At 34.0% G+C, this 7,187-nt stretch carries 6 protein-coding genes; 4 read left to right on the top strand and 2 right to left on the bottom strand.

Translation table 11 applies throughout. The features are described 5' to 3' along the window. Nucleotides 1-54: 54 nt before the first annotated feature. Nucleotides 55-720 (top strand): IS6 family transposase, encoded by a 666-nt coding sequence (locus B3J44_RS17330; protein ID WP_129022526.1) that lies wholly within the window; start codon nucleotides 55-57, stop codon nucleotides 718-720. 140 nt (nucleotides 721-860) lie between these two features. On the opposite strand, the gene B3J44_RS17325 is transcribed toward B3J44_RS17330, so the two are convergent. Further along, nucleotides 861-1,586: a LytR/AlgR family response regulator transcription factor gene (locus B3J44_RS17325; protein WP_111376076.1), complete on the bottom strand. Its 726-nt coding sequence runs from the start codon at nucleotides 1,584-1,586 to the stop codon at nucleotides 861-863. After that, the gene (locus tag B3J44_RS17320) at nucleotides 1,573-2,322 is read right to left on the bottom strand and encodes a sensor histidine kinase (RefSeq protein WP_286969946.1); all 750 of its coding nucleotides are present in this window, start codon (nucleotides 2,320-2,322) and stop codon (nucleotides 1,573-1,575) included. The genes B3J44_RS17325 and B3J44_RS17320 overlap by 14 nt, the downstream gene beginning before the upstream one ends. Nucleotides 2,323-2,791: 469 nt before the next feature. Here B3J44_RS17320 and B3J44_RS17315 point away from each other — a divergent pair, with 469 nt between their 5' ends. From B3J44_RS17315 to B3J44_RS17305, 3 genes are all read left to right on the top strand, one after another. Further along, nucleotides 2,792-4,258, top strand: coding sequence for a PQQ-binding-like beta-propeller repeat protein (locus tag B3J44_RS17315; RefSeq protein ID WP_239457777.1), 1,467 nt, complete (start codon nucleotides 2,792-2,794; stop codon nucleotides 4,256-4,258). A gap of 577 nt (nucleotides 4,259-4,835) precedes the next feature. Continuing rightward, nucleotides 4,836-5,243, top strand: coding sequence for a hypothetical protein (locus B3J44_RS17310; protein ID WP_026729733.1), 408 nt, complete (start codon nucleotides 4,836-4,838; stop codon nucleotides 5,241-5,243). Nucleotides 5,244-5,368: 125 nt separating this feature from the next. Further along, nucleotides 5,369-7,003 carry a DUF6377 domain-containing protein gene (locus B3J44_RS17305; protein WP_286969943.1) on the top strand — a complete coding sequence of 545 codons (1,635 nt, stop codon included), beginning with the start codon at nucleotides 5,369-5,371 and terminating at the stop codon, nucleotides 7,001-7,003. Nucleotides 7,004-7,187: the final 184 nt, after the last annotated feature.

Raw genomic sequence — 7,187 nt, 5'->3', positions numbered from 1 at the left:
TTCTGTCGCATCTGGGAATAACTTTTATCTTTAGAATTTTAAACCGATCAAAAGATGAATACTAAAGGTCATTGTTATCCAAAATACATAATTCTTCAGGCAGTATATTTCAAGCTAAGATTTACACTTAGTTACCGTGATGTTGAAGAACTAATGAAGATTAGAGGAGTCATTGTGGATCATGCGACGATTCAGCGTTGGGTTTACAAGTTTGCACCTTTGCTTGAGGCAGAAATGAAGAAGAGAAAAGGCAGAGTGGGGGAGAGTTGGAGATTGGATGAGACCTACATCAAAGTAAAAGGTATTTGGTGTTATTTATATAGGGCAGTAGATAAATTAGGCAATACGGTTGATTTTCTTTTGACCAGAAAAAGACAAAGAATGAGTGCGCAGTCATTTCTAATTAAAGCAATTAGTAATAACTACAGACCAAGAGTAGTAAACATTGATAAAAGCGGTTCTAATACTGCCGCTATCAAAGTCTATAACAAACGTTCATTCACAAAGATTAAAATCCGGCAGTGTAAATATCTCAACAATATTGTCGAACAGGACCATCGATTTATAAAATGGAGGATACAAAATGGGTTAGGCTTTAAAAGTTTTGAATCGGCAAGACGAACATTGAGCGGAATTGAAGTTGTGCATATGCTGAGAAAGAATCAAATGGTTAGACCAGGGATGACTATGTTTAAATCATTCTGTAAATTGGCGGGCTAACTTTTAAATTACTTCAATTTTTATATTTGATTCTGACAGATGCGACAGAACCGTTTTCCGTGATATAGCACTTTTATAACATACCCCTGTAATAGTAATGGATATTACATCCATAAGAAGTGGAGTGGAATCGACAGAAATCAGTGGTAATTATGTAAAGAATTTAAAATACGAGATACATATGCATGATAAAACCTTCCGATAGGCAATTGCTTATTTTTGATATTGACAATACTAGTGCTGAAGCCTGTTATTTTATTTGTTGCTACTAAAAATGAACGATGAATTCTACAGAACAAACCTTCAGGCAGTTTCTCTTGCATTTCAGTAATGGATTGGTAGGTCTTATAACATTCTGTAGTGGTAAAAATCAACAAATAATTGCCTTGAGATTCAAAATAGCTTATTTCTTCCAGAAAAAGTTTCACCATCTTTCTTTCACATTTCACAAAAATAAACGGATTTTCTTTCTCTTGTTTTTTAGAATGTAATATCGTTTCATTGAACTCTCTGGCTTTACTGTATTTATTTATAGCTTTCGTAAAACGTTCTAGCGAAATTGGTTTTAAAATATAATCGAGAGCATCAATCTCAAATCCTTGGACAGCATATTCTGTATAAGCAGTTGTGAAAATTACAGCGGTTTCTGCATGCAGACTTTTGGCAAATTCTATTCCTGATTTTCCCGGTAAATTTATATCTAAAAAAATAAGATCAATTTTGTGCGATTTTAAAATATTCTGCGCATTGGAAACACTGGTAAATTTTCCTTTCAAATCCAGAAAATCAAACTTCGCAATATGAAGTTCCAGTAAAATAGAGGCCGGTAATTCATCTTCAATTATAATACAATTAATTGCTGACATCTTTTATCTTTATTTTTAAGGAAACAAAAAAACTTAACATCTCATTTTTTATGGTCAAAGTATGTTTTGCAGGATATAGCAGCTCTAATCTCCTTTTTACATTTGCAATTCCAATTCCGCTGCGCACATTATCTCCTATAGTATTATAATGCTCAGGCAGGCTATTTTCAATTTTAACCACAAGCCATTCATCACTTGCATTAATAGCAATTGTAATCCAGCCCTGATTGTTCTCATCTAAACAATGCTTATAGCTGTTTTCGATAAATGGAAGTATCAAAAAAGGCTCAATAAAATGATTCTCAACATTTCCATAAAGGCTAAAACTCAATTGAAGCTGATTTTCAAAACGCAGCTGTTGTAACGAAATATAATTTTTGAGATAATCTATTTCGTTTTGCAGAGAGATACTTTTATTGTTCAAATCGTAAATCGAAAACCGAAGCAGATCCGATATTTTAATCACAATTTCAGCAGAATCATCTGATTTGTTCAAAATTTTAGAGTATAAGCTATTCAGGACATTGAATAGAAAATGTGGATGGAACTGGTTTCGGAGCGAGGATAATTCTGCTTGAAGCTTTTCGGATAAAATCGTCTGGACCTTATTTTTTTCTTCTGCTAAATAATATAAAAGTTTAAATGCAATTGGCGTTGTAACTACAAATTGTAATTTACTCACATTGTACAAAAAGACTGGTGCCGACAAAAGAGGTTCTCTCTTCCAGAAAGTCATATAATAACGTAATATTATATAATTGTCAATTAGCCGCTGCAAGAATGCAAAAACTAGAATCAGAAGAACATAGCAACCGATAAAAATGGCAGTTTTTTTCTTAAATAACAAATTAGGCATTAAAAACTCAACAATAATAGTCACGAACAGTATCTTAGGCAAAACGCTGTACCATTCGTTTCGCCAAGCCATAATGAAATCGTCTTCCGGAAGTCCCTGGATCATACTAAACAGTAAAATATAACCCAACCAGTACAAGGTATAGAGTTTTATCTTTTGAGATTTGTTTTCGGGATTGTAGCTGATTTGCCCCAATTGGTCAAGTTTTATATTAATGCAAAAATAAGGCTTTATTTCAAATCAAAATTGTTGTCTGCAATGCAAATCATGTTGTTTAAATAAATTCTTTTTTTGGAATGAAAAAGAAAAATAACTTTCGTTCAAAAACTAACTTAAAAAATAACCAAAGATGAAAAAAAAAATCTTTTTTTTCTTGATTTTAATGTCTTTAGCATTTATTGCAAATGCTAGAAATTCTACAAGTCATAAAAAAAAACTAACCAAACCGAGCATGAAGCCAATGTATTTAATTGCAGTAATAGGAATTCTTTTTGGAATAAGCAGTTTACCAGTTTTTGGACAGCAGAAAAAAAACACAACTGTAAGTGTATTTCAAAATCGCGTTTTTAACGGAGATAAACACATGCTATTAGGCGATTTAAAATGGGCTTTTAAAACAAGTGGAAAAATATTTTCTTCACCTATTGTTTATAATGGTATTGTTTATATAGGTAGTGAGGATGGCAATCTTTATGCTATCAATCAGAAAACGGGCAAAACACATTGGAAATTTAAAACGGGAGGTGCGGTACACAGCTCTCCGGCAGTTTTCAAAAACACTGTCTATATTGGAAGTTTTGATGGCTACTATTATGCTCTTGATATCCACACAGGTCATATGAAATGGAAATTCAAAACAGGTGGAGAAAAGTGGTTTGACGAAATAGGTTTTCTGAGTTTTAAGCCTGTGGACAAATGCATGGATGATTTGTGGGATTTCTTTTTGTCCTCTCCTGTTATAAAACCCGACGATAAAAATCCAAGAATTTTCTTTGGCAGCAGTGATGGGAATGTATATGCACTCAATGCAAATACAGGAGAGTTGGAATGGAAATTTGCGGCAAAAGGATCGATTCACTGCAGTCCTGTCCTGTATAAGAACACACTCTATATTGGTAGTTGGGATGCTAATCTGTATGCCGTAGATACAGAGACTGGAAAAATGCAATGGAAATTTGCAACAGGAATGCAATTGGGCTTTAAAGGAATTGAATCTAGCGTAGCAGTTGCTAATGATATGGTTTATTTTGGCGCTCGTGATCCTTTTTTATTTGCGCTCAATGCCAAAACCGGAAAATTGGTTTGGAAGTATGACGCGGCTTATTCCTGGATTATCAGTTCGCCAGTTGTAGCGAATGACGTTCTGTATGTCGGCACATCCGACACTTTTGCACTGTTGGCCCTGGATGCAAAAAGTGGAAAAGAATTATATAAGTTTAAAGCAAACGGTTATGTATATTCTTCTCCGGCGATTGCTGGTGATACGGCTTACTTTGGAGATTTTACCGGTAATTTCTTTGCAGTAAACGTTCAATCTTCGGGCAAGCAATGGAACTGTTTCAGCACAGATAGCAGAATGTTATATGCCTCTGAAATATTAAATAATGGCTTCCTTGACTTTTCTTATGCTGCCAAAGGGGCTGATTTTTCTTTTTACGATGTCAATAAAACCGTGATGGATCAATTTTATAAATTGGGCTCCATTGTTTCTTCTCCTTTTATTTCCAATAACACTGTTTATTTTGGAAGCGCTGACGGGAATTGTTACGCAATTGGGCTAAAATCAAGAAATAATTCATACCCAAAATTCAAATAATTTAAACCCAAATAAAATTGTACGGCTATACAATGAAATGCGGTTTTTTTTCTGGCATTCCTATTCTCTTTTTATTTGTTTAGGATAGGATATTTCCAAAATCGAAAAGAAAGTTAATGCCATAAAATCATTAGGAACACGATGCCTGTTTGGATATTGAGGGGGCAAACAGATTTTATAGGAAATCTTTCTGATGAGAATACACCGCCAACAGAGCAGACGAAATCTAAAATACTCTGTGATTCCAAATTCCTGTACTTTGCTTTTAGATAATATGGTAATGAACCGGATAATCATAAAACGTTTGTCGAGAAGTGATGGCTTTGATGGCGGTCGGTTGACGTTAATACTGACAGCTACCATGATAAAAGACCGGGGTTCTCATTTGTCATAAATATCGAGAGTAAAGAGTGATTAATTTAAAGAACGGTTGGTCTCTCGGTATTCTGGAAAGTGTAATGACAGACTAATATGTCAAAATCGATAGTGGTCAAGAACGACAAGAAGTGCATATAGAACCGCTTACCAATAATCTTGTTGGTTATGTTAAAAGGATTTTAACGGCCGAAATAGTTTTTTGGGAGCAATTGTAACGGCAACCAGCAGAAATACGGATGAACCGCAATTTCTGCTTTTGCGAAAAGCAGCGTATTCCGGCGGATTGGATTTCAAGCACAATTGGAAAAACAGGAAATATTTTATTGGTGGAAATGCAATCTCCAGCCATGTCTTAGGTTCAAGAGAATCGATTACGAACACGCAGAGAGAAATTTCACATTTGTTTCAAAGAGTAGATGCTGATTATATTTCTGTTGATAAAAGCAGAACGTCACTTACGGGGACGGGAGGAAAGATTGAAGCAGGAAAGGCCGCTGAAGGACACTGGCGATATAATGCGACACTAACCTGGCCTTCGCCGGAATTGGAGCTCAACGATATTGGCTTCTGTGTCAGGGGGATGAAATCAAGCAGATTTTTTATGTAGTGATCAATCCTTAAAATCTTTTCATGATGATGCGTTTTGAGCCACGACTTTTGATTTTGGTGGATTTCATAATGCAAGATAATAATATTAAACTATAAACTTAATCTAAACAAAATAAACACAGAATGAATAAATTTTGGACTTTATTCCTTATTATCTGCCTTCCTGCACAACTATATTCTCAAGATGAAATTAATTCATTGTTAGATGAATTAGATGCTGCTATTGATAAAAGAGAAATCTATCATAATAAAAAGGAAACTGAAATAAGTAAACTTGTCAGTTTGAAGAAATTAACTTCTACGAACGTTCAGAAATATGAGATATTTGAAAAGTTATATAATGAATACAGGGCTTATCAGTCAGATTCAGCTTTAAATTATGCCCGTAGAAGTTTAATAGCGGCTAACATCTTAAAGGATTTAACCAAAATTAATACTGCAAAATTGAATTTAGCATCTATTATGGGAACTTTGGGGATGTATAAAGAAGCAACCGATATTTTGCAAGGGATCGATATACATTCTACGCCTGAAATTAAGAGCTTCTACTACGGCGTACAGAGTTCCCTGTATCTGTATATGTCCATATATGCCGCCTCCAAACAGGAAAAAAAAAGCTACGAACAATTGAGCGAACAGTTTCGGGATTCCGTTTTTAAGTACGAGTCAAAATCGAATGTTATTACTCAAGCGAATATTTTGTTTGAAAAAAGGCAATATGACAAGACCCTTCAAATGTTGCACGATTATTTTTATAAAATGGATAAAAATGATCCTGATAGAGCAATCGTAGCCTATATTATATCTAGAACCTACCAAAAGAAGAAAAATTTCCATCAGGAGAAAAAGTGGTTAATCAAATCGGCAATTTCAGATTTGAAATTAGATAAAAGGGAATACATTTCACTTCGATCTTTGGCTTTTATCATGTATAAAGAAGATGATGTAGACCGGGCCTATAAATATATCCAACGCTCTTTGGAAGATGCGCTTTTTTGCAATGCCCGTTTGAGGACCTACGAAATTTCTAGAATGCTGTCTATCATCGATCTAGCTTATCAAAAACAGAATGAAACCAACCGTTGGCAATTGATAATGTTTTTAATAAGTGTGAGTATTTTATCTCTATTGTTAATGGTTGCTTTGGTTTTGCTATTTAAAGAGATGAAAAAAAAATCCGTAGCCAAAAGGGAAATTAGTTTGGCAAACAGTAAGCTCGTTGAATTAAATAAAGAGTTGAACAGTTTTAATGAAAGATTAAATTATGCCAACTCAACGCTTATAGAGGCTAATTTGGTTAAGGAAATTTACATTGGGCGTTATATGGATCAGTGCTCGCTATATATTAGCAAGTTAGAGGAATATCAGCGTAGATTGAATGTTATTCTTTCCAGTGGAAAAACAGCCGAATTAGTCAAAGCCGTGAAATCTAAAGAATTCATTGAAGTGGAATTAAAAGAATTTTACAAAAATTTTGACAAGACTTTTTTGTCTCTTTTTCCAAATTTCATTGAAGAATTTAATGAATTGCTTATTGATAATGAGTGTATTAAATTAAAACCCGGAGAGTTGATGAATACTGAATTGCGAATATATGCCTTAATCCGACTAGGAATTTCAGATAGTGTAAAAATTGCGGATTTTTTGCGCTATTCTTTATCTACGATTTATAATTACAGAACCAAACTAAGAAATAAAGCTTTAGGTCCTCGGGATAAATTTGAAGCAAATGTGATGCGAATAGAGACTAATATATAGTTTTTTTTAAAATTTGCCGCCTTTTTACTCTTCTTATAGTAAAAAGGCTTTTATTATTCTACCAAATTACTACTTTTTCGTAGGATTAAGTATCGTTAAGTTATTTAAAATAAATTCATTATGCTTTTTAGGGCTGACTTTTTGCTACCAAACCATCATAGCAAGAATTGTGGCCGAAAAAACG

The sequence above is a fragment of the Flavobacterium sp. UBA4854 genome, assembly GCF_002399805.1.
In the GTDB taxonomy this organism is placed as follows: domain Bacteria; phylum Bacteroidota; class Bacteroidia; order Flavobacteriales; family Flavobacteriaceae; genus Flavobacterium; species Flavobacterium ginsengisoli.
The sequence above is the reverse complement of the archived record's forward strand: the minus strand, read 5'-3'. Positions and strand labels throughout refer to the sequence as shown.

What these genes read in the sequence shown, in the direction of transcription:
- B3J44_RS17330 (WP_129022526.1), top strand. Translation starts at nt 55, where the DNA reads ATGAATACTAAAGGTCATTGTTATCCAAAATACATAATTCTTCAGGCA.
- B3J44_RS17320 (WP_286969946.1), bottom strand. Translation starts at nt 2,322, where the DNA reads ATGACTTTCTGGAAGAGAGAACCTCTTTTGTCGGCACCAGTCTTTTTG.
- B3J44_RS17305 (WP_286969943.1), top strand. Translation starts at nt 5,369, where the DNA reads ATGAATAAATTTTGGACTTTATTCCTTATTATCTGCCTTCCTGCACAA.
- B3J44_RS17315 (WP_239457777.1), top strand. Translation starts at nt 2,792, where the DNA reads ATGAAAAAAAAAATCTTTTTTTTCTTGATTTTAATGTCTTTAGCATTT.
- B3J44_RS17325 (WP_111376076.1), bottom strand. Translation starts at nt 1,586, where the DNA reads ATGTCAGCAATTAATTGTATTATAATTGAAGATGAATTACCGGCCTCT.